This window comes from Micromonospora sp. NPDC005707, assembly GCF_040631005.1.
Classification (GTDB): Bacteria; Actinomycetota; Actinomycetes; order Mycobacteriales; family Micromonosporaceae; genus Micromonospora.
On sequence record NZ_JBEXYR010000007.1, the window covers coordinates 329,558 to 351,720 of the forward strand.

Sequence of the window (22,163 nt, forward strand, 5' to 3'; positions counted from 1 at the left end):
CTGGTGGGGTCGCCGGCAGCGGGGCGACGCCGGCCCCGCCGGCAGACCCGTCGTGAAGGAGGAGATCGACCCGATGGCTGTGGACGTCACCACCACGGACGAATGGCAGGCCCTGCGCAAGCACGCCGAGGCGATGCGCGGCACGCACCTGCGGGAGCTGTTCGCCGCGGACGGACAACGGGGTGAGCGGCTCGCCGGCGAGGTCGCCGACCTGCACGTCGACTACAGCAAGAACCTGGTCACCGACGAGACGTTGAGCCTGCTCACCGCGCTCGCCGAGCGGGTCGGGCTGACCGACCGGATCGCCGCCATGTTCGCCGGGGAGCACATCAACTCCACCGAGGACCGGGCCGTGCTGCACACCGCCCTGCGCCTGCCCCGCGACGCGTCGCTCACCGTGGACGGCCAGGACGTCGTCGCCGACGTGCACGCCGTGCTGGACCGGATGTCGGCGTTCGCCGAGCGGGTCCGCTCCGGCGCCTGGCGGGGCCACACCGGCGAGCGGATCAGCACCGTGGTCAACATCGGCATCGGCGGCTCGGACCTCGGGCCGGTGATGGCGTACGAGGCGCTGAAGGCGTACCGGGACGCGGGGATCAGCTGCCGGTTCGTGTCCAACATCGACCCGACCGACATCCACGACAAGACTGCCGACCTGGACCCGGCCAGCACGCTGTTCGTGGTGGTGTCGAAGACCTTCTCCACCCAGGAGACCCTGGCCAACGCCGACCAGGCCCGGCGCTGGCTGCTGGCCGGGCTGGACGCCGACGACAGCGCCGTGGCCCGGCACTTCGTGGCGGTCAGCACCAACGAGCAGCGGGTCCGCGACTTCGGCATCGACCCGGAGAACATGTTCGGCTTCTGGGACTGGGTGGGCGGGCGCTACTCGCTGCCCTCGGCGGTCGGGCTGTCGGTGCTGCTGGCCGTCGGGCCGCAGCGGTTCCGGGACCTGCTGGCCGGCTACCACGCCGTGGACGAGCACTTCCGGACCACGCCGGTGGCACGGAACGTGCCGGCGCTGCTCGGCCTGCTCAACGTCTGGTACACCGACTTCCTCGGCGCGGAGACCCACGCGGTGCTGCCGTACGCGCAGTACCTGCACCGGTTCCCGGCCTACCTGCAGCAGCTCACCATGGAGAGCAACGGCAAGTCGGTGACGCGGGACGGCCGGCCGGTCACCTGCCCGACCGGGGAGATCTTCTGGGGCGAGCCGGGCACCAACGGCCAGCACGCCTTCTACCAGCTCATCCACCAGGGCACCCGGCTGATCCCGGCCGACTTCATCGCGTTCAGCCAGCCGAACCACGACCTGGGCGACATGCACGACCTGTTCATGTCGAACTTCTTCGCGCAGACCGCCGCGCTGGCGTTCGGCCGTACGAAGGAGCAGGTCGAGGCCGAGGGCACCGCGCCCGAGGTGGTGCCGCACCGGGTGATGCCGGGCAACCACCCGACCACGTCGATCATCGCGCCGAAGCTGACCCCGGCGACGCTGGGCCAGCTCATCGCCCTCTACGAGCACATCGTCTTCACCGAGGCCGCGGTCTGGGACATCAACGCCTTCGACCAGTGGGGCGTGGAGCTGGGCAAGGTGATGGCCAACCAGCTCGCCCCGAAGCTCACCGGGGCCGGGGCGGACCTCGGCGACGTGGACTCGTCCACGGCCGCGCTGATCCGCCGCTACCGGGCGCAGCGCGGCCGGGACTGACGTACGTCCGCGGCCTCCGGTCCGGGGTGGTCGGAGGCCGCGCGGTCAGCCGCGCAGCAGGTCGGCGTGGGCGGCACGGAGCCGGGCGAGCGCCGGGTCGCCGGCCGGGGCGCGTCGGTCCAGCTCGGCCCAGACCTCGGCGAGCGCGTCGGTGAGGGTGCGCAGCTCGGCGGCGTGCCGCCGGCTGCTCTGCCGGTGCAGCTCCTCCAGCCGCCGGGACCAGCCGGCGCTGATGGCGGCGATCCGGTCGGCGTCGGCGCGGGCCTGCGCCGCGGTGCGCGCCGCCGCGGCGGGCACGATCGCGGCGACGGGGCGCGGATCGCCGTCGCGGGTGACGACGGTGACGGTGTCGGTCAGCTCGGCCAGGGAGACGAGCTGGGTGAGCCGGGTGCGGACCTCGCGCAGCGGCAGGGCGCGCGGCTGGGGGGACCGGTCGGCCAGTGCGGGGACAGCCATGGATGTATGTTCACGTCCGGGTACGACAGAACTCCGCCGCGTGCCGATCGCCGGGGTCCCTCCGAGGCCGGAGCCCGCCCGGCTTATCCCGCCGGCTTCCATTCCGGGGCCAGCACGGACCAGACCTCCAGGTCGGCCCGGCCGCCCCGCCCCGGTGCGGCCTCCCGGAGCACACCGTCGCGGCTCATCCCCAGCCGCCGCGCGACGGCGATGCTGCGCGCGTTGGCGGCCTTGGTGACCCACTCCACCCGGTGGATGCCGCGGTCCCGGATCGCCCAGTCGATGATCACGCGGGCGGCGCGGGTGACCAGGCCCTGCCCCTCGGCGGCGGGCTCCAGCCAGCAACCGGCCTCGGCGACGCCCGTGGTGGTGCTGAGCGACACGAACATCACCCCGCCGACCAGCGTGCCGTGCCGCCAGATGCCCCAGATCCCGCCGTCGTCGCGGGCCCACCGGTCGGCGTAGTTCCGCAGGACCCGTCGGGCGGACTCGGGGTCGGTGGCCACGAAGGACGCACCCACCCAGGGGGCGATGTGCTCCCGGCAACGGTCGAGGTTGGCGAGGAACTCGTCGGCGTGCCACGGCATCAGCTGCCGCAGCTCGGCGTCGTCGGTCAGGGCGAGGGCGAACATCCGAGCAACCTACCGGGCGGGGGCGCCGGAGGGCGCCCCCTTTCCACCGGTCAGGGGCGCATCTCGTACGCGCCGGCGAGGGCCACCACCCGCTGCCACACCCGGCCGGTGCGGTCGGCGTCGGTGACCGGGCGGCGCAGGTGCGCGAGGGCCCAGGCCGCCTGCGCCTCGGTGGTCGCCGCCTTGCCGTGCAGTTCGGTGGCGTACGCGGAGAAGTCCCGGACCAGCAGGTCGAAGATCTCGTCCAGCAGGTCGGCGTCCAGACCGGTCAGCTCCGCCTGCTCCAGGATCAGCTGCCCGTAGACGACCAGCGCGAAGAGCTGGCCGACGGTGAGCAGGAAGTCCAGGTCCCGCTGCTGGGCCTCGTCCGGCGCGTGGGCGGCGAGCAGGGCGACCAGCCCGTCGGCCTGCTCACGGAACCGGGCCACGTTGGGCACGTGGGCGTGCGCTTCGTAGGCGGCGCGCCAGTCGTGGAAGCGGATGGCGCCGAGGCCGCGGGCCGGGCCCTGCGCGAAGAGGAACTCGTCGTCGGCCGGGTCACGCCGGGTCGGCACGGGCGGGTGCTCCGCCGGCCGGAACAGGTAGTTCGGCAGGAACTTGAGGATCAGCGCCAGGTTGACGTGCACCGTCCCCTCCAGCTTCGGCAGGCCGCGGATGTCCTTGGCGGCCTTGTCGAAGTAGGTGTCGGCCTCGAAGCCCTTGGCGGCGATCACGTCCCAGAGCAGGTCGATGACCTTCTCGCCCTCGGTGGTGACCTTCATCTTGGTCATCGGGTTGAACAGCAGGTACCGCCGGTCGTCGGGGCCGGCCGAGCGGAAGTAGTCGACGGCGCGGTCGCTGAACAGCTTCATGGCCACCAGTCGGGCGTACGCGTCGGTCAGCTCGCGGCGCACGTGCGGGAAGTCGGTGACCCGCCGGCCGTAGAGGATCCGCTGATGGGCGTGGGTGACCGCCTCGTACATGGCGTGCTCGCAGATGCCGATGGAGGCGGTGCAGAGGTTGAACTTGCCGACGTTGACGGTGTTGAGCGCGGCGTCGAAGGCGGCCGGGCCGGTGTGCAGCACGTCCTCGGCGCGCACCGGGTAGTCCTCCAGGCGGAACTCGCTGACGTACATCTGCGCGTTGACCACGTTGCGGACCAGCCGGTACGCGGGGTGCCGGCTGTCGGCGGCGAAGAAGACGTACCCCTCGGGACCCTCGATGTCGGCGCGGCGGCCGAAGACGGACACCAGGCCCGCGACGTTGCCGTTGCCGATGTAGTACTTGCCGCCGGTGGCCCGGAAGCCGCCGTCCCCGTCGGGGGTGAGCAGCAGGTCGGTGGAGTAGATGTCGGCGCCGTGCGGCCGCTCGGAGAGGCCGAACGCCATGACGTGCCCCTCGTCGAGCAGCGCGGCGGCGCGGGCCCGGGCGGCGGCGTTGCCGCTCTGCCAGACCGGCCCGAGGCCGAGCACGGTGACCTGCCACGTGTACCAGTAGCCGAGGCCGTAGAAGCCGAGGATCTCGCTGAGCGCCGCGTTGCGGGCGGTGTCCCAGCGCTTGTCCGGGTCGCCGCCGCCGTCCGCGGCCGGGGTGAGGAAGGTGGCGAAGAGCCCCTCCTTGGCGGCGAAGTCGAGGAAGTCGGCGTACCACTCGTGGTGGTTGTAGCTGTCCACCAGGGCCCGCTTGCCGCGGGACTCGAACCAGTCGACGGTGGCGCGCAGCAGCCGCCGGGAGGTCTCGTCGAGGTGGGCGGGGTCGTAGCGGTGCGGGTGGAACAGCAGCGGGTCGGTCACGGGGTCGCCTTCCTACCGGTGGTGGCGGGGTCGAGGTGGCGCAGGGTGTCGAGGACGTCGTCGAGCCAGGCCAGCACCATCCGCTCGTACGCGATGCCGCCGCGCAGGACGACGTGCTGGAGGGCCGCGCGGGCGTCCGGGGCGGCGGGGTCGGGAAAGTCGCGGCGCTCGCCGGCCAGGTAGCCGGCGAGGGTGGCCGCGTGGTCGGCGCGGTAGCGCTCGACCTCGGCGACCAGGGCGGCGCGGCCGGCCGCGTCGTCGAACGCGGCGCCGCGGATCTTGACGGCCAGCTCGTGCCGGACGGCCTCCGGCTGCACCGGGGCGCGCAGCCAGGCGACCAGGGCGGATCGGCCGGTGGGGGTGACCGTCCAGAGCTTCTTGTCGGGCAGCCCCTCCTGGCCGACCTCCTCGGCGGTGAGCCAGTCGTCGTGCTCCATCCGCTTTAGGACCCGGTAGATCTGCTGGTGGGTGGCGGTCCAGAAGCGGCCGATCGAGCGGTCGAAGCGCCGGGCCAGCTCGTAGCCGGAGGCGGGCTGCTCCAGGAGCGAGACGAGGATGGCGTGCTCCAGCGACATGCCGGCCATCTTGCTATGCAACGAGTTGCATAGCAAGACCCGGGCTTCGGTCAGCCGCGGCCCAGCCGGGCGGCCAACTCGGCGCGCAGCCGGTCCACACCCTCGCCGGTCAGCGCCGACACCGGAACGGCCTCCGGGCAGGCGCGGCAGAGCGCGTCCACCCACCCCGGAGGCGCCACGTCGATCTTGTTGAGCACCAGCAGCTCGGGCACGTCCCCGGCGCCGATCTCGTGCAGCACGCCGTGCACGGTGGTGATCTGCTCCAGCGCGTCCGGCGCGGCGGCGTCCACCACGTGCAGCACCAGGTCGCTGCCGCTCACCTCCTCCAGCGTCGAGCGGAACGCGTCGACCAACTGGTGGGGCAGGTGCCGGACGAACCCGACCGTGTCGGTGACCGTGTACGTGAGGTCGCCGGTCGAGATCCGCCGCACCGTCGGGTCGAGCGTGGCGAAGAGCACGTCCTGGACCTGCGCGTCGGCCCCGGTGAGGCGGTTGAGCAGGGCGGACTTGCCGGCGTTCGTGTAGCCCGTGATGGCCACCGAGGGCACCCGGTTGCGGGCCCGCCGGCCGCGGTTGCGCTCCCGCCGCCGGGCCAGCTCGCGCACGTTGCCCCGCAGCCGGGTGGCCCGCTGCCGCAGCCGGCGGCGCTGGGTCTCCAGCTTCATCTCGCCGGGGCCGCGGACACCCATGCCGGCGCCGCCGGCCATCCGGCCACCACCCACCCGCGACAGCGCGCCGCCGTCGCCGCGCAGCCGGGGCAGCTGGTACGCGATCTGCGCCAGCTCCACCTGCACCCGGCCCTCGCTCGTGCGGGCGTGCTCGGCGAAGATGTCCAGGATCAGCGCGGTCCGGTCGACCACCCGCACGCCGGTGCGTTCCTCGAGGTTGCGCACCTGACCGGGGCTCAGCTCGCCGTCGGCGATCACCACGTCGGCCCGGGTCCGCTCGGCCACCGCGGCAAGCTCGTCCACCTTGCCGGAGCCGACGTACGTGGCCGGGTCGGGCCGGGTCCGGTTCTGCACCACCGACTCGGCGACGGCCAACCCGTCGGTGTCAGCCAGGCGGCTCAGCTCGGCCAGCGAGGTCTCGCTCCCCGGCCCGCTGCCGTCCCCGTCCTCGGGATGCACCGCCACCAGGACGGCGGTCGGCCGCCGCCCCGACGTCGCGGCGCCCGCGCCCATCAACCACGTGCCGGCCATCGCCCACCTCGCTCGTCCGCCTGGGTTCGAGCTACCCGGGGAGCGCCCGACCATGCGACGCGGGCGGGCCGGGCCGCGGTCAGATGATGAGGTGGGTCCAGTAGGTGAGCCAGACGGCGAACAGCGCGCCCTGGAGCAGCGCCAGCCCGGCCGTGAGCCAGCCGTCGAGGCCGGGCCGGCGGGCCCAGCGGGCCAGCACCAGCGCCACCGGGAACGCGGCCAGCAGGTAGCGCAGCAGGCTCTTGTACACCGGCGGCCCCATCGACAGCGGCACGAGCACCACGATCACCGTGTAGACCAGGTACGGCCAGTCGGCCCGCCGGCGCAGCCCGACGAACGCCACGACCAGCATCGCCACGGCGATCCAGACCCGGAACGCGTTCGCCGAGTTGTCGCCGACCAGCGCCGACCCGGCCACCCCGAGCGGGTTCTGCACCCTGATCCCCCAGCCCTTCTCCTGGGCGTGCTGGTAGGCGAACCAGTCGCCGCTCTGCCAGCGACAGAACGCCATGAAGGTCAGCCAGCCGGCCGGCACCAGCAGCAGCGGCCAGCCCAACCGCAGGTAGCGCGCGAGGCTTCGCGGGTCGAGGCGCCAGCCGTGCTGGCGCAGCAGCACCAGGGCCAGCGGGATCACCACCACGAAGCCGACCGAGCGGCTCATCGCCAGGAAGTAGCCGACGATCCCGACCACCAGCCAGCGGCGCTGCTCGGCGTACCAGAACGCGGCCAGGGCGAGGCAGACGAAGAGCGACTCGGTCAGCGCCGCCTGGAACAGGAAGGCCGTCGGAAGGAGCAGCAGGTACCGCACGGCCCGCCGGCCGTCCGCGCCGGCCGCGTCCGGGTCGTCGGCGCCGAGCAGCCGGGCCCCCAGCCGGTACGCGAACCAGAGCTGGAACAGCAGCGCCACGTTGGCGACCACCAGCAGCGCCCAGGCGGTGTGCCCACCGAGCAGCGGCGCGAGGGGCCGGGCCAGGAACGGGTAGAGCAGCGGGAAGCCGAAGTCTTTCCACGGCCGGTCCAGCGGCAGCCGGGCCAGGTGGTCGTAGAGGAACGAGTCCCAGGCGAACCAGAGTGAGAACCAGCGGTGGGACGAGATGTGGTCCTGCTGGGTCCGCATCATCGCCTCGTCGGCGGGCGGAGCGCCCGGCACCCCGTCCCAGGCGGTCAGCACCAGCACGCCGACAAGGCTGAGCACGACCTTCGTGCCGACGAAGACGGCGACCACGAAGCCCCAGGGCGCGGGGATCCGCGCGGCCAGCCGCCGGCCCGCCGAGGCCAGCCGGGCGCGTGCGTCCGGCCGCAGGTCCGGGCCGGGTACGTCCGCCGTCCCGGCCCGCCGCTCGTCCGCCATCCCGCTCCCACCGGTCGCCCCGCGACCGACCCCCGGACCGGGAAACCGTCCGCGCATCCCCGCTGCGCCCCGGTTCACACCCGCCCGACCCTAACGGGTGACCCGGGGGCGGGGATCGCCGCCGCAGGTGAGTCGGCGGCCAGGACGGGTAAGGGCGCTGCCTCATCGGCAGGCTGGCAGCGGGGGGCGCGGACGGCATGGGTGACGGCAACGGGACCGTGGTCATCGGGGCGGGGCCCGCGGGGCTGACCGCCGCGTACGAGCTGCTGCGGCACGGTGAGCCGGTCCGGGTCTACGAGGCCGACGGCGTGGTCGGCGGGATCAGCCGCACCGTGGAGCGGGACGGCTGGCGCTTCGACATCGGCGGGCACCGGTTCTTCACAAAGGTCTCCCGGGTGGAGGACTTCTGGCACGAGATCCTGCCCGACGAGGACTTCCTGCTCCGGCCCCGGATGAGCCGGATCTACTACCGGGGCGCGCTCTACGACTACCCGCTCAACGCGAGCAACGCCCTGCGCAACCTCGGCCTGCTGGAGGCGCTGCGCTGCGTCGGGTCGTACGGGCGGGCCCGGCTGCGCCCGCCGAAGGACCAGTCGCACTTCGAGGGGTGGGTGTCGGCCCGGTTCGGCTGGCGGCTCTACTCGATCTTCTTCAAGACCTACACGGAGAAGGTCTGGGGGATGCCGGCCGACCAGTTGCAGGCCGACTGGGCCGCCCAGCGGATCAAGAACCTGTCGCTCTCCACCGCGGTGCTCAACGCGCTGCTGCCCAAGCGCAACCGCAAGGACGTGACCAGCCTCATCGAGGAGTTCCAGTACCCGAAGCACGGCCCCGGGATGATGTGGGAACGCTGCACCGAGGAGGTGGAGAAGCGGGGCGCCACGGTGCGCACCAACACCTGGGTGACCGAGGTGCACCGGGACCCGGCGCGGCGGCGGGCCACCGCCGTCACGGTGGCCGACGCCGACGGCGAGCGCACCGAGCCGGCCGACCACGTGATCTCCTCGATGCCGATCTCCGCGCTGGTGCGCGCCATGCGCCCCGAGGCCCCCGCCGAGGTGCGGGCCGCCGCCGACGACCTGCGGTACCGGGACTTCCTGACCGTCGCGCTGGTGGTGCCCGAGGAGTTCTCCTTCCCGGACAACTGGATCTACGTGCACGACCCGGCCGCCAAGGTGGGCCGGATCCAGAACTTCGGCTCCTGGTCGCCCCACCTGGTCAAGGACGGGCGGACCTGCCTGGGGCTGGAGTACTTCGTGTTCGAGGACGACGAGATGTGGCGGACCCCGGACGCGGACCTGGTCGCCTTCGCCACCGCCGAGCTGGAGCGGCTGGGCCTGGTCCGGCCCGGCTGCGTGGAGGCCGGCTACGTGGTCCGGATGCCGAAGGCGTACCCGGTCTACGACGAGCGCTACCAGCACAACGTGGACGTGATCCGCGGCTGGCTGGCCCGCGAGGTGCCGAACGTGCACCCGGTGGGGCGCAACGGGATGCACCGCTACAACAACGCCGACCACTCGATGCTCACCGCGATGCTGGCCGCCGAGAACATCGCCCACGACGCCGGCCACGACGTCTGGACGGTCAACGTCGAGCAGGACTACCACGAGCACCGGACGCCGTCGCGGCACGGCACCGGGCGGGACGCGCCGGTCATGCCGGCCCGCCGGTAAGGTCCGGGCGTGAGCGTGGTCATAACGGCTGGACGGCCGGGGCTGGCCTCCTGCTAGCCTTCTCGGCAGGTCATGAGCGCCAGCGTCAAGCCCCGGCTCGCTGGCCGGCAACCCTCCTCCGCGGTGGGGTGCCCCGGGTGAGGACCAGGCACCGGCAGCCGCCCGGTGCAAGCGTGGCCTGGTACCCAGGTCATCACCGACCCGAGGGAACCATGTCTGCTCAGCTCCGCACCCCGCCCGCCGACGGCATCGCCTATCCGGCGCGTTTCGCGCTGGTCAAGCGGCGGCACGTCGACCTCATGCGGGTGTGCAGCGACGCCTGTCGCCGCCCCGACGCGCGCTGAGCGCCACTCCCCCACTTCCGCACCATCCCTTCCGGCCCGCCCGATTCGGGGCGCGCCGTCGGCGGCGTGCGCCCATGCCGCCTGAGACCCTGGAGACACCTGTGCGATTCCGTACCGCCCTGACCCGCGCCGCCGCGCTCGGCGCCGCCGCCGTGCTCGCCGCCACCGCCCTCACCGCCTGCGGCGACGACGGCGCCACCAGCGAGGCCGCCAACCCGTACGGCCTGCTCCAGGCCGGCGTGCTGCGGGCCGGCACGCTCACCGACGCCCCGCCGAACGTCTACCTGAAGGACGGCAAGTTCACCGGCTTCGACAACGACCTGCTCACCGCGGTCGCCGCGAAGGCCGGCCTGAAGGTGGAGTTCGTGGGCACCGACTTCTCCGCCCTGCTCGCCCAGGTCAACAACCACAAGTTCGACGTGGGCAGCTCCTCCATCACCATCACTGAGGCCCGGAAGAAGACCGTCGACTTCGGCAACGGCTACGACTTCGGCTACTTCGGGCTGGACGTGCCCGCCGGCTCTCCGATCACCGGCTTCGACCAGCTCACCGGCAAGCGGGTGGTGGTCGTGCAGGGCACCGTGCAGGACGACTACGCCACCCGGGAGAACCTGAACCCGGTCCGGGTGCCGGACTACAACGGCGCGATCAACCAGCTCAAGGCCGGCACCGCCGACGCCTGGATCGCCCCGGCCGAGATCGGCGACACCTCCGCCGCGGACAGCAAGGGCAAGATCACGGTCGCCGCGAAGCAGCTCAGCCCCGCCCCGACCGCGTACGCGGTGGCCAAGGGCAACGACAAGCTGCGCGAGGCGCTGGACAAGGCCCTCGACGAGGTGATCGCCGACGGCACCTGGAGCAGGCTCCAGGCGCAGTACTACCCGGGCCGGCCCATCCCGGCCGACTTCAAGCCGGGCAGCGGCACGGTCGCCGTGCCGTCGCCGTCGGCGGCCTCCTGACCGGAGCACGACGGAGACACCGGAACAACGGAGACGAGTGGGGCGGACGGAGACATGGATCCACTGAGCACCCTGTGGGAGACCTTCTTCGACTGGGACGCCATGCGCGAGGCGCTGCCCGAGATGCTGACCGTCGGGCTGCCCAACACGCTGATCCTGGCGGTCTCCGCCGCCCTGCTCGGCTCGGTGCTGGGCATGCTGCTGGCCGTCGCGGGCATCTCGCGTACCCGCTGGTTGCGGTGGCCGGCGCGGGTCTACACCGACGTGTTCCGCGGCCTGCCGGCGGCGGCGACCATCCTGCTCATCGGCGTCGGCCTGGCGCCGCTGGGCATGCAGGTGTGGGGTCCGAACCCGTACCCGCTGGGCGTGCTGGCGCTGTCGCTGATCGCCGCCGCCTACATCGGCGAGATCTTCCGGGCCGGCATCCAGAGCGTGGAGGCCGCCCAGCTGGAGGGGGCCCGGGCGCTCGGCTTCTCCTGGGGTGAGGCCATGCGCCTGGTGATCGTCCCGCAGGGCGTACGCCGGGTGCTGCCCGCCTGGGTCAACCAGCTCATCGCGCTGATCAAGGACTCCAGCCTGGTCTACTTCCTCGGCCTGGTGGCCAGCCAGCGCGAGCTGTTCCGGATCGGGCAGGACTACGCGGCCACCACCGGCAACGAGTCCGCGCTGCTGCTGGCCGGCCTGTTCTACCTGGTGCTGACCGTGCCGCTGACCCACGCGGTCAACTGGATCGACCGGCGGCTGCGGCAGGGCCGGGCGGTGGCCGCCCCGGACCTCGACGTCGAGCTCGACCCCGCCGGCTCGCCGGCGCCGACCGGAAAGGACCCGCGATGAGCACCGCCACCGCCAGCGCCACCGACACCTCGGTCAGCCTGGCCGTCCGCGACGTGCACCTGGCCTTCGGGCAGCACCAGGTGCTGCGCGGCGCCGACCTGGAGGTGGCCCGGGGCGGGACGGCCTGCGTGATCGGACCGTCCGGCTCCGGCAAGTCGACGCTGCTGCGCACGATCAACCGGCTCATCGAGCCGGACCGGGGTGACGTGCTGCTGGACGGGCGCAGCGTGCTCGGCGACGACCCGGACGCGCTGCGCCAGCGGATCGGCATGGTGTTCCAGCAGTTCAACCTCTTCCCGCACATGACCGTGCTGCGCAACCTCACGCTCGCGCTGCGCAGGCTCAAGAAGCTCTCCGAGGACGAGGCGGCGCAGGTCGCCCGCGCCCAGCTCGACCTGGTCGGGCTGGCCCACAAGGCCGACTCCCGGCCGGCGCAGCTCTCCGGCGGGCAGCAGCAGCGGGTGGCCATCGCCCGCGCGCTCGCGCTGCGGCCGCAGGTGATGCTCTTCGACGAGGCCACCTCGGCGCTCGACCCCGAACTGGTCAAGGGGGTGCTCGGGGTGATGGCCGACCTCTCGGCCGCCGGCATGACCATGGTGGTGGTCACCCACGAGATGGGCTTCGCCCGCGAGGTGGCCGACACGGTGGCGTTCATGGACGCCGGCGTCGTGCTGGAGGCCGGCCCGCCGGCCGCCGTCTTCGAGGCTCCGGAACACCCGCGGCTGCGCCGCTTCCTGTCCCAGGTGCTCTGACTCCGGCGGCCCGGCCCCGTTCCCCGTCCCGCTCGGGCAGCGGTCGTCGCCGGAGTGGACGGTCCGGTTACGACGATCAACTTCCGGGGTAGGAGCAGCTACGGCCGGAGCGGAGATTCCGTGGGTGCGCCGGTCCGTCAGAGGAGGACGGCGCCGGTGCGCGAATGGTGGAAGGCCGCCGTGGGGCGGCTGCGACAGGCGTGGGTGCCGGTGGTGGAGGCCGCGCTCGCCGCGACCGTGGCCTGGCTGATCGCCGCGCGGCTGATCGGCCACCCGGACCCGTTCTTCGCGCCGAGCGCGGCGCTGATCGTGCTCGGCGAATCGCGGGGCCAGCGGGTACGGCAGACCATCGAGCTGGTGCTCGGGGTGGCCGGTGGGGTGCTCGTCGCCGACCTGGTGGTGCACGCCCTCGGCCCCGGCACGGCGACCATGCTCCTCGTCCTGCTGCTCACCCTGGGCGTCACGGTGGCGGCCGGGGCGAGCAGCACCCTGGTCATCCAGACCACGGTCTCCGCGCTCTACCTGGTGGTGGTCGCCGCGCCGAAGGGCGAGTTCACCCCGTTCCGGTTCGTCGACGCGCTGATCGGCGGGGCGGTCGCCCTCGCCGCCAGTCAGCTCGTGGTGGCCCGGGACCCACTGGCCCCGCTGGTCGCCGAGGCCCGCCGGACGTACGCCGACCTCGCCGACCTGCTCGACCGGGTGAACGCCGCGCTGGACCGCTGTGACGCCGAGGCCGCCCAGGCGGCGCTGGACCGGGCCCGGGAGGTGGACGGCTGCGTGGAACGCCTTCGGTCCGCGGTGCGGGCCTGCGCCGAGACGCTACGGCTACGGGTCCGCCGCCGCCGTCACCTCGGCCAGCTCGAACAGGTCGAGGCCACCGCCCGGCAGCTCGACTACGCGGTACGCAACATCCGGGTGCTGGCCCGCAACGGGGTCACGCTGGCCCGGCTGCACACGGGCGCCCCACGCGAACTGGGCGCGGCGATCCGCTCGCTCGCCGAGGCGGTACGCGCCGCCGGCGCGGCCCTGGCCACCGACCTGACCGGCCAGGCCGCCGACCGGCACGCGGGGCGCGCGGAGGAGGCCGCGCTGGCCGCGGTGCGGCTCGGCGCGAAGCTGCTGGAGTCCGACCCGCCGCTGCCCGTCGTCATGATCGTCGGGCAGGTGCGGTCCACCGCCATCGACCTGCTGCGCGGTCTCGGCACCGACGACGTGGCGGTGCTCAACCGCGTCGACGAGGCGCTCGGCCTGCCGACGCCGGCGTCCTGACCGGCCGCGCGTCACCGGGCCGACGGGGGTCGCGGCACACCGGTCCGGGCGCGCCGTTACGCCTCGCAGCGGTCGGAGAGGGCGTAGCGGGTGAGCACCACGTCGCCGATCTGGCGTACCTCGACGACCCGGGCCCGGCGGCCGGAATGCCACGGGAAGTGGCCGTCCCCGACGAACCGGGGCGCCCGGCCGTCGCCCACGAAGAACGGCGCGACCACCAGGTGCAGCTCGTCGGCGACGCCGGCCGTGAGGAACTGGCAGTGCACGGTGCCCCCGCCCTCCACCATGAGCCGGCCGACGCCCCGCCCGGCCAGGTCGGCGAGGACCGCCTCGGGGGTGACCGGGTCACCCGCGTCGACCACGGTGGCCACCGCGCCCACCTGCTCCCGGGTCTTCTCGGCCACGCCGCTGGGGCAGTAGACCACCTTCGCCCCGTCGCCCATGGTGAAGAACCGGGCGGTCGGGTCGAGGTCGCCGCTGGCCGTGACCGTGACCTTCACCGGGCACGGCGGCAGGCCGAGCGCCACCCGCTCGGCCCGCCGCCGCTCGCTGCGCACCAGCAGCCGGGGGTCGTCGCGGCGGACCGTGGCGGCGCCCACCATGATCGCGTCACAGCCGGCCCGCACCGCGTCGATCCGGTCCAGGTCGGCGTCGTTGGAGAGCAGCAGCCGCTCGGTGGTCGCGTCGTCGATGTAGCCGTCGATCGACATGGCGCAGCTGAGCAGCACGTACGGCCGGGCGGTCACGGCACGAACGGCAGGTCGAGGGCATGGTCGGCGCGGGTCACCTTGGCGGCCAGGTAGCCCGCGTTGGCCGGGGACAGGTGCACGCCGGTGAGCACCCGGTCCACCACCGCGACGCCCAGCCGTTCCAGCTGGTCGGCCTTGTCCGGGTTGTTGCTGAGCAGGGCCACCCGGGTCACGCCCAGCGCGGCGAGCATCTGCGCGGCCACCGTGTAGTCGCGCTCGTCGGGGCCCCGGCCGAGCGCCACGTTGGCCTCGTAGGTGTCCAGGCCGTCGTCCTGCAGGGCGTACGCGTCGAGCTTGGCGTAGAGGCCGATGCCCCGGCCCTCCTGGCGCAGGTAGAGCAGGTAGCCGCCGGCCTCGGCGATCCGCTCGACCGCCTCGCGCAGCTGCGGGCCGCAGTCGCAGCGCTGGCTGCCGAACACGTCCCCGGTCAGGCACTCGCTGTGCGGGCGGACCAGCGGCGGGGAGGTGTCCGGGTCCCGCCGCTCACCGAGCCCGATGGCGAGGTGCTCGCGGCCGTCGACGAGGCCGTGGAAGGAGTGCACCCGGGCGGTGGTCACGTAGCCGTCCGGGAACCGCAGGGGGACCGTCACCTGGGTCCGGACCGTCGCGGCGGGCAGAGTTTCGTCCATGCTTCTCCTCAGTCCGGGCTGCCGGAACACCGGCAACGCACACCTCGCACCCTCACCGTAGGCGGGATCACCGACAGTCGCCGGGCTCCGGGGCCGGACGCCGGTGGATCAGCAGCACCACGGCGCCCGGCAGGCTGGCGACCAGGACCAGCGCCCCGTAGACCGTGCCGGTGGCGACCCCCTGCGCGGCGGTGAGGCCGGCCGCGGCGAACGCCCAGGCCGCGACCCCCTCGCGCGGCCCGAACCCGCCCACGTTGGTGGGCAGCCCCATGGCGAGCAGGGCCAGCAGGGTGAGCGGCACCAGCCGGGACAGCGGCGCGTCGGCGCCGGCCGTGCGCGCCGCCACCACGAAGGTGGCCAGGTGGCCGGCGACCACCACGGCGGAGGCCGCCACCACGCCCAGCCAGGTGCGCCGGGCCAGCAGCCCGGCCCGGACGTCGGCGACCGCGGTGCGTGCCGCGCGGGCCCAGCGGGACGCCCCGGAGCGGGGCACCGCCCGGGCGGCCAGTGCCAGCGCCAGCGCGACGGCCGCCAGCCCGGCGGCCACCGCCGGCAGGTACGGCCGGACCGGGGACGGCAGCGCCGCCAGCACGGCCACCGCGATGACGAGCTGGACCACCTGGCCGGCGGTGCGTTCCCAGACCACGGCGCGGACGCCCCGGGCCACGTCCCCGGCGTCCCGGCCGTGCCGGACCGCCCGGTGCACGTCGCCGAGCACCCCGCCGGGCAGGGTGGAGTTGAGGAAGACCGCCCGGTAGCAGTGCGCGACCGCGGCCCGCAGCGGCAGCCGTACGCCCAGGCCGCCGGCGACCAGCGACCAGCGCCAGGCGCAGCAGATCGTGGTGATCGCGCCGATCGCGAGCGCGGCGGCGAGCGCCGGCGCGTCGATCAGCCGCAGACCGGCCAGGAACGGGCCGGTGCCCACCGACCAGACCAGGGCGGCGAGCACGGCGAGCCCGGCGAGCGGGCGGGCCCAGGCCCAGAACGACCGGGCGGGCGCGGACGCGGCGGCCGGGACGGGCCCGGCGACGGCGGCGTGTGACAAGAGTGGTCCTCCCTCGGTCCATCTGTTGTCACGTGCCGACGGCCGGTCCGGTTCACCCGGCGAGCAGGTCGGCGTGGTGCAGCACCACCCGCAGCCGGCCGTCCGCCGCCTCGGCGAGCCGCCGATCCCGGTACGCCCCGGCCACACCGGCCAGGTCCGGCCGCTCCTCCACGGCCGCGTCGAGCCAGCCGACCAGCCACTCCGCGGTCAGCGCGGCCTGCTCCGGTCCGAGGCGCCACGGGCTGGGCCGGACCCGCACCGCCACGCCCCGGCGGCGGAAGGCCGCCACGGTGGCGTCCACGGCGTCCGGGCCGAGCAGGGCGCGACCGTCGGCCGTGCGCCGCTGGTGGGCGTTGAACGCGGCCTCGAACTCGGCGTCGAGCGGGTCGGCGGGGGTGAACCGGGCCCGGCCCAGCACGGTGATCGCGAACAGCGTGGGGTGGCCGGCGCAGGCCGCCGCGATCCGTTCGACCTCCTCGGCGGTGAGCATGTCCAGCAGCGCCGAGGCGGTGACCAGGTGGGCGTCGGCCAGGTCGGCGGCGTCCAGCCGGGTGATGTCGGAGTCGCGGGTCAGCACGGTGACCGGGCTGCCGTCGGCGGCGACGACCTGCCCTGCGGCGGCCAGCGCCAGCAGGTCGGCGTCGCGTTCGTGCAGCACCCAGCGCTGCGGGCCGGGCAGGCGCGGGGCGAGCCAGCGGGCCATCGACCCGGTGCCGCTGCCCAGGTCGTGCACGATCAACGGCCGGTCGGCGGGCAGCCCGTCGCGGACCGCGTCGAGCAGCTCGGTCGAGCGGGCGGCCGCGTCGGCGGGTTCACGCAGCCGCAGCCAGTCCGCGAAGTCGGGGGGAAGGAGCGAGGTGGTCATGCCGCTGTGGCCTCCTTGAGGGCTGCGGCCAGCCGGTCCCCGGTGACCGGCCAGCCGGTGAGGGTGTCCCGCCGCTGCCGGGCGGCGCGGCGCAGCCGGTCCCGCAGGTCCGGCTCGGTGAGCCAGCGGCGCAGCGCGCCGGCCAGCGCGGCCGGGTCCGCCGGGGGCACCAGCAGGCCGGGCCGGTCGCCGTCCGCGGCGCGCCCGAGCGTCCCGGGCAGGCCGCCGGTGTCGCTGGCCAGCACCGGTACGCCCCGCGCCAGCGCCTCGGTCACCACCATCCCGTAGGTCTCCCGGCGCGACGGCAGCACCAGCAGGTCGGCGGCGGCGTACGCGGCGGCCAAGTCGGGGCCGGTGCACGGGCCGGCCAGTCGGACCCGGTCGGCGAGGCCGGCGCCGGCGAGCCGCCGGCGCAGCCGCGCGACGAAGTCCGGGTCGCGGGTGAGCGGGCCGACCAGGTCGCACGTCCAGGGCAGGTCGGTGACCCGGGCCAGGGCGGCCGCGAGCACGTCGTGCCCCTTGAGCGGGGTGACCGCCGCGACGCAGAGCAGCCGGGCCCCGTCCGGCGAGCCGGGGGCGACCGGCGCCGGGTCGACCCCGGGCGGGGCGACCGACACCCGGCCGGGGGCGAGCCGGTAGCGATCGAGCAGCCGGCGGCGGGTCCAGTCGCTGGTGGTGACGACGGCCGTCGCCGCGGCGAGGGCCCGGCCCTCGACCTCGTCCTCCAGCGGCAGGTGCACGAGCACCACGAGGCGCAGCCGCCGGGCGTGCGCGGCCAGCACCTCGGGCACGGTCGAGGCCACCAGCCCGTCGAGCAACACGGCCGCGCCGTCGGGCAGCGCGCTGAGCACGGCGGCCAGCGCGGCCCGGTCCGGCGGCCCGGGGTGCGGCCAGCCGCCCGGCACCGGGTGTTCCCGCACGGTCCAGCCGAGCGCGGCCAGCTCGTGACAGGCACGGCGGTCGTATCCGTTGCCGCCGCTGGGGCTCGCCGGGTCGTCGATGTCGCCCGGGAGCACCACGTGCACGACCGTCATCCGGTCACAGCGACCGCTCGTAGCTGGCCCAGGCGACGTGCGACTCGTGCAGGGTCACGGTGATCCCGGCCAGGCCGCGCGCCCCCTCGCCGAGCCGCCCGTCGTGCACCGCCTCGGCCAGCCGGTCCGCCACCGTCCGGGCCAGCACCTCGGTGGTGGTGTTCACCCCGGCGAAGTCCGGCTCGTCGTCCAGGTTGCGGTAGGTGAGGGCGCCGAGCACGGCCTTGAGCTGCTCGGTGGCCAGGCCGATGTCGACCACGATCCCGTCGGCGTCCAGCTCCGGCCGGCGGAAGGTGGCGTCGACCACGAAGGTCGCGCCGTGCAGCCGCTGGGCCGGGCCGAACACCTCGCCGCGGAAGCTGTGGGCAACCATCATGTGGTCCCGGACGGTGACGCTGAACACGAGATCACTCCTCGTCGTAGGTGATGAGGTGGCAGAGCGCGGGGAGCCGGCCCGAGGCGAGCCGGTCCAGCACGTCGGGCAGGTCGGCAAAGGGGGACCGGCCGGTGAGCAGGGCGTCGAACGCCGGGTCGGCGAGCAGGTCCAGGGCCACCGCGAGCCGGTCGGCGTAGCTGCGGTCGGCGCGCCGGGGCGACACGGTGCCGACCTGGCTGCTGCGGATGCCCAGCCGCTTCGAGTGGAACGCCCCGCCCAGGGCGAGGGTGACCGGGCGGTCGCCGTACCAGCTCAGCTCCAGCACGGTGCGCTCCGGGCGGAGCAGCTCCAGGGCACGTTGCAGCCCCTCGGCGGTGGCGCTGGCGTGCACCACGAGGTCCCGGTCGCCGGCCGCGTCGGCGGGCAGCGCGAAGTCGACGCCGAGCGCCGCGGCAACCCCCGCCCGGGCCGGGTCGGCGTCGACCAGCTCGATGCGGACCCCGGGGAAGCGGGCCAGCACAGCGGCCACGCAGCAGCCGACCATGCCGCCGCCGACCACGGTGACCCGGTCGCCGACCAGCGGCGCGGCGTCCCAGAGCGCGTTCACCGCGGTCTCCACGGTGCCGGCCAGCACCGCGCGGGCCGCCGGCACCTGATCGGGTACGACCACCACGGCGTCGGCCGGCACCACGTACGCGGTCTGGTGCGGGTGCAGGCAGAAGACGGTACGCCCACGCAGCTCCGCCGGCCCGGCCTCGACGGTGCCGACGCTCAGGTAGCCGTACTTCACCGGGGCCGGGAAGTCGCCCTCCTGGAACGGGGCGCGCATGGCGGCGTGCTGGTCGGCGGGGACCCGGCCGGTGAAGACCAGGGTCTCGGTGCCCCGGCTGACGCCGGAGTAGCGGGCGCGGACCAGCACCTCGCCGGGGCCGGGCGGAGCGAGCGCGACCGGGCGGAGCTCACCCTCGCCGGGGGCGCGGAGCCAGAAGGCGCGAGCCTCACCGGTCACGAATTCTCCTCTTTTCCGCATCCGGACCGAACCGGACGGCCGAATTTCCCGTGATGACTGACAGGGTTGTCGATCATAGACACGGAGGCAGGGTGTCCACGGTTCGAAATGGCCCGTTGGTCGGGTTGATCGTGCAGTTCGTCCTGCTGGCCGGGCTCGCCGGCACGGTGGGCCTCGGCGCGGCGGGCTGGCTGGCCGGCCTCGCGTACGCCGGGGTGGTCTGCGGGCTGCTCCGGCGCGGCCTGCGGGCGGCCGGCGCGGACCGGCTCGGCCCGGCCGACCGGGTGACGCTGGCCCGGGCGCTGCTGGTCGGCGGGGTGCTCGCCCTGGTCGTCGACGGCGGGCCGGCGCCGGTGGCCGTGCTGGTCCCGCTCACCGCGGTGGCGCTGGCGCTGGACGCGGTGGACGGCCAGGTGGCCCGGCGCACCGGCACGGTGAGCGCGCTGGGCGCCCGCTTCGACATGGAGGTCGACTCCTTCCTGCTCCTGGTGCTCAGCGTGCACCTCGCCCCGTCGGTCGGTGCCTGGGTGCTGGTCATCGGCGGGATGCGGTACGCCTTCGTGGCGGCGAGCTGGCCGCTGCCCTGGATGAGCGGCATGCTGCCGCCCCGGTTCTGGCGGAAGGTGGTCGCGGCGACGCAGGGCGTGGTCCTCGCGGTGGCGGCGAGCGGCCTGCTGCCGCCGGCGGCCACCGGGGCGCTGGTCGCCGGCGCGCTGGTCCTGCTGGTCGAGTCGTTCGCCCGCGACGTCACCTGGCTGTGGCGGCGCCGCCCGGTCGCCCCGGCGGCCCGGCCCGTCCCGGCCGTCGAGCTCGTCCCGGCGGCGGCCGCCGCCACCCCCACCTCGACCACGCTGCCCGCGCCGGGCGTCCGACCCGTGGTGGCCGCGCCGGGCGTCCTGGGCGGCGGATCCGCGCTGGGCCTCGGGCCCGGCGTTGGCGCCGTCCCGTCCTGGACCGCCGGCACCGGTCCGGCCGACCTGCCGGCCCGGGTGCCCGGTCCCGCGGTGGCCGGCCCGGTGCGGTGGGCGCCCGCCGGCGCGGGCGGTCCCGGGGCACCACCGGCGGACGCGCCCCCGCGTCCAGTGCCGGTGGCCGTCCGGATCGTCGCCCACCAGCCGGCCTGACCCCTCCCTCCCCTCGCCGAAGGACCCCCGCCGTGGCACTGCGCATCCGTCTCCGCCGGCCGGCCGGCCCGGCCACCCCCGCCCTGGACACCGAGGCGTCCCCGCCGACGCCGGGCGAGGAAGCCGCGCCACCCGGCGACGCGGCGCTGCCCGCCGGTCCGGCGCGGCACGCCTCGCCCACCCGTCGGGCCGCCGCCGGGGTCCTCACCGTGCTGGCCGCGCTGCTGGTGGTGGCGGCGCTGGTCGCACCGGACCGGCTGGCCCAGGCCGGGCCGGGAGCGGTGCTGCGGATCCCGGTGGAGGCCCTGGTCGCGGTGGCGCTGCTGCTCGTCCTTCCGGACCGGGCCCGCCGGCCGGCCGCCGTGGCGCTCGGCCTGGTGCTGGGCCTGCTGAACGTGGTCAAGCTGCTGGACACGGGGTTCTTCGTGGCCCGGGACCGTCCGTTCGACGTGCTGCTCGACTGGAGGCTGTTCGACGACGGCTACGGCTACCTGGCCGACTCGGCCGGGCCGGCCACCGCCGTCGCCGCGGCGGTCGGAGTGGTGCTGCTGGTGGCCGGCCTGCCGGTGCTCGTGGCGCTCGCGGCGCGGCGGCTGACCCGGCTCGTGGCGCGACACCGCACCGGCGCGGCGCGGGTGGTCGCCGCGCTGGCCGTGGTGTGGCTGGGCTGCGCCCTGTTCGGGGTACGCCTCGCCGCCGGCGTGCCGGTCGCCGACCGGACGGCGAGCACCCTGGTGGCGTCGCACGTCGGCCAGGTGCGGGCCGGCCTGCGCGACCGGGCCGCGTTCGCCGGGGAGCTGACGGCCGACGCCTACCGGGACGTGTCCGGCGACCGGCTGCTGACCGGGCTGCGCGGCAAGGACGTGCTGGTCACCTTCGTGGAGAGCTACGGCCGGGACGCCGTGGAGGATCCGGCGCTCGCGCCGGGCGTGAACGCGGTGCTCGACGACGGCTACCGCCGGCTGCGGGCGGCCGGCTACGACGCCCGCAGCGGCTTCCTCACCTCGCCCACCTTCGGCGGCGGCAGCTGGCTGGCGCACGCCACCCTGCTCTCCGGGCTGTGGATCGACAACGACCAGCGGCACCGGGACCTGCTGGCCGGCGACCGGCTCACCCTCGGCGGCGCGTTCCACCGGGCCGGGTGGCAGACCGTCGGCGTGTTCCCCGCCGCCACCCAGCCCTGGCCGGAGGGGAAGTTCTTCGGCTACGACCGGTACTACGACGCCGAGAAGCTGGCCTACCAGGGCCCGAAGTTCAGCTACGCGCCGATGCCCGACCAGTACACCCTGGCCACCTTCCAGCGGCTGGAGCGGGACCGCCCGCACGCCCCGCTGATGGCGGAGATCCCGCTGGTGTCCAGCCACTCCCCCTGGTCGGCCATCCCGAAGCCGGTGCCCTGGGCCGCGGTCGGTGACGGCACCATCTTCCACACGGCGTCCACGAGCACCGCGGGCAACCGGGACATCGGGCAACGGGACGCCGCCCAGGTCCGCGCCGACTACGCGCACTCCATCGAGTACAGCCTCGGCACCCTGGTGTCGTACGTGCTGACCTCCGGCGGGGACAACCTGGTGCTGGTCATCCTCGGCGACCACCAGCCGGCGGCCTCGGTGACCGGCGAGGGCGCCGGTCACGACGTGCCGATCACCATCGTGGCGAAGGACCCGGCCGTGCTGGACCGGGTCGCCGACTGGGGCTGGCAGGACGGGCTGCGCCCCGGTCCGCAGGCCCCGGTGTGGCGGATGGACGCCTTCCGGGACCGCTTCCTCGCCGCCTTCTCCCCCGCGCACTGAGGCCGCGCCCCGGAC

General features: G+C 74.8%; 20 protein-coding genes, 2 pseudogenes and 1 riboswitch. Of the genes and pseudogenes, 9 read left to right on the forward strand and 13 right to left on the reverse strand.

Annotated elements, in window-relative coordinates:
- Nucleotides 1–73: 73 nt before the first annotated feature.
- Nucleotides 74–1,708 carry a glucose-6-phosphate isomerase gene (pgi, locus tag ABZ452_RS16695; RefSeq protein WP_357943433.1) on the forward strand — a complete coding sequence of 545 codons (1,635 nt, stop codon included), beginning with the start codon at nt 74–76 and terminating at the stop codon, nt 1,706–1,708.
- Nucleotides 1,709–1,753: 45 nt separating this feature from the next.
- On the opposite strand, the gene ABZ452_RS16700 is transcribed toward pgi, so the two are convergent.
- From ABZ452_RS16700 to ABZ452_RS16725, 6 genes and pseudogenes are all read right to left on the reverse strand, one after another.
- On the reverse strand, nt 1,754–2,164 hold the full coding sequence (locus tag ABZ452_RS16700; protein WP_313719758.1) for a type II toxin-antitoxin system Phd/YefM family antitoxin: 411 nt from the start codon (nt 2,162–2,164) through the stop codon (nt 1,754–1,756).
- 83 nt (nt 2,165–2,247) lie between these two features.
- Nucleotides 2,248–2,796 (reverse strand): GNAT family protein, encoded by a 549-nt coding sequence (locus ABZ452_RS16705; protein ID WP_357943436.1) that lies wholly within the window; start codon nt 2,794–2,796, stop codon nt 2,248–2,250.
- Between the two features lie 50 nt (nt 2,797–2,846).
- Nucleotides 2,847–4,568: an acyl-CoA dehydrogenase family protein gene (locus ABZ452_RS16710; protein ID WP_357943438.1), complete on the reverse strand. Its 1,722-nt coding sequence runs from the start codon at nt 4,566–4,568 to the stop codon at nt 2,847–2,849.
- Nucleotides 4,565–5,143, reverse strand: a complete 579-nt coding sequence (locus ABZ452_RS16715) for a PadR family transcriptional regulator (RefSeq protein ID WP_357943440.1) — start codon at nt 5,141–5,143, stop codon at nt 4,565–4,567. The genes ABZ452_RS16710 and ABZ452_RS16715 overlap by 4 nt, the downstream gene beginning before the upstream one ends.
- A gap of 62 nt (nt 5,144–5,205) precedes the next feature.
- Nucleotides 5,206–6,234: pseudogene (gene hflX, locus ABZ452_RS16720) on the reverse strand (GTPase HflX); the annotation flags it as partial.
- A 187-nt stretch (nt 6,235–6,421) separates the two neighbouring features.
- On the reverse strand, nt 6,422–7,693 hold the full coding sequence (locus ABZ452_RS16725; protein WP_357943442.1) for a hypothetical protein: 1,272 nt from the start codon (nt 7,691–7,693) through the stop codon (nt 6,422–6,424).
- Nucleotides 7,694–7,890: 197 nt separating this feature from the next.
- Between ABZ452_RS16725 and ABZ452_RS16730 the strand changes: the two genes are divergently transcribed.
- The 6 genes from ABZ452_RS16730 (at nt 7,891) to ABZ452_RS16755 (ending at nt 13,524) form a co-directional block, all read left to right on the forward strand.
- Nucleotides 7,891–9,366, forward strand: a complete 1,476-nt coding sequence (locus ABZ452_RS16730; RefSeq protein ID WP_357943444.1) for an NAD(P)/FAD-dependent oxidoreductase — start codon at nt 7,891–7,893, stop codon at nt 9,364–9,366.
- A 68-nt stretch (nt 9,367–9,434) separates the two neighbouring features.
- A riboswitch (SAM riboswitch) is annotated at nt 9,435–9,546 on the forward strand.
- Nucleotides 9,547–9,578: 32 nt separating this feature from the next.
- Nucleotides 9,579–9,710, forward strand: coding sequence for a hypothetical protein (locus ABZ452_RS16735; protein WP_255474577.1), 132 nt, complete (start codon nt 9,579–9,581; stop codon nt 9,708–9,710).
- Nucleotides 9,711–9,811: 101 nt separating this feature from the next.
- Complete coding sequence (locus ABZ452_RS16740; protein WP_357943447.1) at nt 9,812–10,669, forward strand: ABC transporter substrate-binding protein; 858 nt, start codon at nt 9,812–9,814, stop codon at nt 10,667–10,669.
- A 54-nt stretch (nt 10,670–10,723) separates the two neighbouring features.
- On the forward strand, nt 10,724–11,503 hold the full coding sequence (locus ABZ452_RS16745) for an amino acid ABC transporter permease (RefSeq protein ID WP_357943449.1): 780 nt from the start codon (nt 10,724–10,726) through the stop codon (nt 11,501–11,503).
- Nucleotides 11,500–12,255, forward strand: a complete 756-nt coding sequence (locus ABZ452_RS16750) for an amino acid ABC transporter ATP-binding protein (RefSeq protein WP_357943451.1) — start codon at nt 11,500–11,502, stop codon at nt 12,253–12,255. Before ABZ452_RS16745 ends, ABZ452_RS16750 begins: the two co-directional genes overlap by 4 nt.
- A gap of 156 nt (nt 12,256–12,411) precedes the next feature.
- Nucleotides 12,412–13,524, forward strand: coding sequence for an FUSC family protein (locus ABZ452_RS16755; protein WP_357943453.1), 1,113 nt, complete (start codon nt 12,412–12,414; stop codon nt 13,522–13,524).
- 56 nt (nt 13,525–13,580) lie between these two features.
- Here the strand turns inward: ABZ452_RS16755 and ABZ452_RS16760 are convergent, their stop codons facing one another.
- The 7 genes from ABZ452_RS16760 to ABZ452_RS16790 all read right to left on the reverse strand — a co-directional run bounded on the left by ABZ452_RS16760 (nt 13,581) and on the right by ABZ452_RS16790 (nt 19,231).
- A complete protein-coding gene (locus tag ABZ452_RS16760) occupies nt 13,581–14,270 on the reverse strand; it encodes a dihydrofolate reductase family protein (protein WP_357943455.1) in 690 nt (229 codons plus the stop codon).
- The gene (ribA, locus tag ABZ452_RS16765) at nt 14,267–14,902 is read right to left on the reverse strand and encodes a GTP cyclohydrolase II (protein WP_357943457.1); all 636 of its coding nucleotides are present in this window, start codon (nt 14,900–14,902) and stop codon (nt 14,267–14,269) included. Before ribA ends, ABZ452_RS16760 begins: the two co-directional genes overlap by 4 nt.
- Nucleotides 14,903–14,969: 67 nt before the next feature.
- Nucleotides 14,970–15,947: a lysylphosphatidylglycerol synthase domain-containing protein gene (locus ABZ452_RS16770; RefSeq protein ID WP_357943459.1), complete on the reverse strand. Its 978-nt coding sequence runs from the start codon at nt 15,945–15,947 to the stop codon at nt 14,970–14,972.
- A 52-nt stretch (nt 15,948–15,999) separates the two neighbouring features.
- The gene (locus ABZ452_RS16775) at nt 16,000–16,812 is read right to left on the reverse strand and encodes an SAM-dependent methyltransferase (protein ID WP_357943462.1); all 813 of its coding nucleotides are present in this window, start codon (nt 16,810–16,812) and stop codon (nt 16,000–16,002) included.
- Nucleotides 16,809–17,846, reverse strand: coding sequence for a glycosyltransferase family 4 protein (locus ABZ452_RS16780; protein WP_357943464.1), 1,038 nt, complete (start codon nt 17,844–17,846; stop codon nt 16,809–16,811). Before ABZ452_RS16780 ends, ABZ452_RS16775 begins: the two co-directional genes overlap by 4 nt.
- 4 nt (nt 17,847–17,850) lie before the next feature.
- Entirely contained in the window at nt 17,851–18,249 is a 399-nt protein-coding gene (locus tag ABZ452_RS16785) for a 6-carboxytetrahydropterin synthase (protein ID WP_091259060.1), read from the reverse strand.
- Between the two features lie 4 nt (nt 18,250–18,253).
- Nucleotides 18,254–19,231, reverse strand: coding sequence for a dehydrogenase (locus ABZ452_RS16790; protein ID WP_357943466.1), 978 nt, complete (start codon nt 19,229–19,231; stop codon nt 18,254–18,256).
- A 53-nt stretch (nt 19,232–19,284) separates the two neighbouring features.
- Here ABZ452_RS16790 and ABZ452_RS16795 point away from each other — a divergent pair.
- A pseudogene (locus tag ABZ452_RS16795) lies at nt 19,285–20,028 on the forward strand (CDP-alcohol phosphatidyltransferase family protein); the annotation flags it as partial.
- 359 nt (nt 20,029–20,387) lie between these two features.
- Complete coding sequence (locus ABZ452_RS16800) at nt 20,388–22,148, forward strand: sulfatase (RefSeq protein ID WP_357943468.1); 1,761 nt, start codon at nt 20,388–20,390, stop codon at nt 22,146–22,148.
- The last annotated feature ends 15 nt before the right edge of the window (nt 22,149–22,163 follow it).